The sequence below is a fragment of the Massilia sp. CT11-108 genome (assembly GCF_047302915.1).
Classification (GTDB): domain Bacteria; phylum Pseudomonadota; class Gammaproteobacteria; order Burkholderiales; family Burkholderiaceae_D; genus Telluria; species Telluria orientalis.
Window position 1 is genome coordinate 1 of record NZ_JBKYMO010000569.1, and the last position, 3,284, is coordinate 3,284.

The window sequence follows — 3,284 nt, forward strand, 5'->3', positions numbered from 1 at the left end:
GCCGCCCACCGTCTTCGAGCGGAACATGGCAGCAAAAGAATCTATCGTGGTGTCCGAAATTACTTGACCACTACAGTCCAAGGCGACCAACGCGCCAGTTGCCGGCCTCCAGGTTCCGAGTAACATTGGATCGATGCTGTTCCAATGGGCGAACGGCATACCGTGCCATGTTCGCGGTGGAAACAGGCATCACATAGATCACACGGCTAAACACATGCGTGATACGGAGCAGGACGGATGGGCGCTCCTGAGTCACTTCAAGAACTAAGCCAGGTTTAAGAGGCTCATCGTTGCGTCCCGGAACGAACATTGCCGATGTTACCATCGCGAAGCACCACGGGTAGGTGAAGAGTCAGTTTCGAAGTCAAATCGACGGCGATACGATCAGACCAGGCGCAATAGCGGAATTCTGTCAGGCAGTGGTCATAGCCGCGTTTGAGACGCCTGGAACATGTTTTGACTAGCTCTTTCAGAGGTAGGTTCGCCTCATAACTATCGGCAAACATTTTGGCAAACTCGTCCGCTTGGTCCATCTTGGGGACGTAACGTTGCAGCGACCACCCACGCATGAAGGTTAGGGTTGATAGCAAGTCCCTAGTGAATTCCGTCGTGTCGACCAGCTTCCAGTCGATGCCGTTCTGTTGGCACCATTGGTGCTCAACTTTTAACCTGAGTCTGACTTCTGGGACGACCGCGTCCTCGGGTGTCTTGATACTCCTCGCTTGATACACCGGTCCTGAGGGCGTGCGGCGCGTGACGACGAAGTCGAGGGTGAACGGCTCTGGATAACTGCCGTGGCGGGTGTGCTTGACGCCAAGCTCGCTGCAGATAGCCAGCGTTTCTTGTAGATGGAGGATGGGGAACTGCTCGCGTATGTCAACGACATCGAGCTGTCGGTCAAGGAGATGAAAGAATATCCGCTCGGGCACCGACAGCAGATGGTAGACGCGGGGGATTGTAATGCCCTTGGGATTGCCGGAGGTACCAATAGACCGAACATCTCTGACTCGCAGCCAAGGATGGTACGCAGTACCGACTCCCAAGCCAAATCCGCGCTTCAGCCTGTTATGTAAGTACCTCGGATACATGCCAAGATGGGGATCCCATTCCATGCAGTATAGAGTGGGACGCAGGCGATAAAGTGCCGTCTACGCTTAAATTGCTCGAGTTGGCTGGTTGCTCACCTTCGTCGCTCAGCCGAAAACTCAGGCAAGGGTGAGCGACTCGGTCAGAATCGATAGCGAAATCCACGCAGCGCTCGCTGACCTAGAACGGATCGGCGCCCTCTTCCGGTTCGCTAGGAAACAACTTCTCGACAATCGCCTCGTAGACTTTAGACGCGAACGCCTCCACCGCAGCCGCCAGGTCTCTTGCGTCTTGCGCGGTCACGACCACTGGGTTGCCATCCTTGTCATGTCCGCTTCGGTGCACGATGTCGTGGCGCTTCGTCAGCGCCTCTTCGAACAGCTTGAAACTTGGCGGCTTAATGCCAAGGCCAAACCGCAAAAGCATCGCGGCCTTGTCGAATCGATGCCATACGAGGTTTTGCAGATAGAACATGACGCGAGCCTCAATGCCGTCGTGCGCATCGAACACCTCGCCCAACTTGATCGGCTGATCGCGCAGCTCGGGCATGTTCTGAACGATGCCTTTCAACACCTCGCGGTTGCCTTTGGCCCAAAAAGCCACTGTCTCCCAAAGGTAAGCTTCCAACGCGGATATCGCGGCGCCGAACGCCATGCGCGAGAGCTGCTCCATAGCTGCCCCAGCGCCCTCGAGCGACAGGACGCTGGTGGCGCCAGCCAGCCGCTCTTTGAGCCTCGACAGCGGGTCGTCCGGTTTGTCAAGGTCGAGGCCAAAGAGGTCCTCATAATCTCGGTCGTCGTCGCGGCGCACAGGAGCCCACTGATACCCGCCATCGCGATTGAGGTCCTCGGCTAGCTCCTCGATCACTTCGTCGTCAACGATGTGCGAAAACCGCCCTTGCAGCTCTTCCTCGGCATAGTAAGGGCCTCCCCATATCCAAATGTAGCCGCCTTCCGCCGACTCATAGGGCGTCTCATAGGCAGGGTCGCAATAACGCGCGAGGAACCAGTCTCGCATCAGCTCCATTTGCCGCTCACGGTCGGCGCTTTGCAGCTCATGATCGTCAGGGTCGAATGGCGGCTGCGACTCCCAACGCTCCTCTGAATTGGGCAGGTCCCCTAACAGTTGATCGCCTGGCTGCGGGGCTGCCGGCTCATTGGATTGATGGCGGTTGTTCATAAGAGGCTCCCAGTGGCGCGCAGCGCATGCTGCGCCAGGTCCTAGCTTGATCTCCAGCGAATAGTTCGTGCTCCAACGACACCTCTTTTGCTCGACTTCACCCAAAGTAGTCCCCGCTTAAAAATAGTGAGGACTACTTTGCGTCGGAACCCAGGGTGTGTCTATACGGTGCTGAGACGACACTTACATTGCTTTGGCGCCTATACGTCTAGCTTCAACTTGACCACTGCTTATGGCTATTGAACAATAACCTTTTAGCGTCAATGGAGAGCGCACGTCATGTCATCACAACAGCCTTTGTCCGATGCAGATGCTCAAGCTGTGGCTGAATTCGTCGAGCCATACACATGCGCGATCCAATTTATTCCAAGAAACGATACCCGAGATCCGCCAGGCCGCCATCATGGCACTGGCTGGTTGTTCGACAACGATGGCGAGCCATGTATTGTCACATGTGAACACGTCTCTCGATGGCAGAAACACGGAGTTCTTGGATACTCATGCTTCGGGACGGAATACGGCATCAGCATCGAAGGCAAATTTGTCGAGGTTCCTCATCCCGTCGATGCTGCCGTGGCGACGGTGAAAAGATCGTTCACCGAGATTTCACATCAGGGCAAATGTGTTGCTAGCTCAATGTTCGGTATTGGCCACGCGCCAGTCCAAGGTGAGCTGTTTTATGCATACGGGTTTCCTGGAGCTGACGCCAAGCAGCTGTTTGGCACGCAGGTCGTGGTTGGGACTTCAGTGTTTCTGCGGCTGGTGGAACTCGATGAAGCCGTCTTTCAGGAAGAGCCGCCGCATCCAGATCCTGCACTTCACATGTCCTTGGCGTGGCAACCCGAGTACGCGCTGCCCATGCTTGGAACCACCGGAACATTGTCTTTACCAAATGGCATGAGCGGTTCGCTGTTATGGAACACGCGCTACGAAGAAGTAACCCTGTAGTGGTCTAATTTGCCCGGACACCTCGATAGGTGGACAATCCACCATCCGAGGAGTTTTACATGACAAGGCAG

General features: G+C 55.7%; 3 protein-coding genes. 1 reads left to right on the plus strand and 2 read right to left on the minus strand.

Going from position 1 to position 3,284, the window contains the following annotated elements; all coding sequences use genetic code 11:
- Nucleotides 1-284 precede the first annotated feature (284 nt).
- Together ACEN88_RS27535 and ACEN88_RS27540 are read right to left on the minus strand one after the other, a co-directional pair.
- Complete coding sequence (locus tag ACEN88_RS27535) at nucleotides 285-1,112, minus strand: TnsA endonuclease N-terminal domain-containing protein (protein ID WP_413344776.1); 828 nt, start codon at nucleotides 1,110-1,112, stop codon at nucleotides 285-287.
- 154 nt (nucleotides 1,113-1,266) lie between these two features.
- A complete protein-coding gene (locus ACEN88_RS27540) occupies nucleotides 1,267-2,265 on the minus strand; it encodes a hypothetical protein (RefSeq protein WP_413344777.1) in 999 nt (332 codons plus the stop codon).
- 279 nt (nucleotides 2,266-2,544) lie between these two features.
- Here ACEN88_RS27540 and ACEN88_RS27545 point away from each other — a divergent pair, with 279 nt between their 5' ends.
- Nucleotides 2,545-3,213 (plus strand): hypothetical protein, encoded by a 669-nt coding sequence (locus ACEN88_RS27545; RefSeq protein ID WP_413344779.1) that lies wholly within the window; start codon nucleotides 2,545-2,547, stop codon nucleotides 3,211-3,213.
- Nucleotides 3,214-3,284 lie beyond the last annotated feature (71 nt).

Excerpts from the sequence above, each read along its gene's own strand:
- ACEN88_RS27535 (WP_413344776.1), bottom strand. The coding sequence starts at position 1,112 with ATGGAATGGGATCCCCATCTTGGCATGTATCCGAGGTACTTACATAAC.
- ACEN88_RS27540 (WP_413344777.1), bottom strand. The coding sequence starts at position 2,265 with ATGAACAACCGCCATCAATCCAATGAGCCGGCAGCCCCGCAGCCAGGC.
- ACEN88_RS27545 (WP_413344779.1), top strand. The coding sequence starts at position 2,545 with ATGTCATCACAACAGCCTTTGTCCGATGCAGATGCTCAAGCTGTGGCT.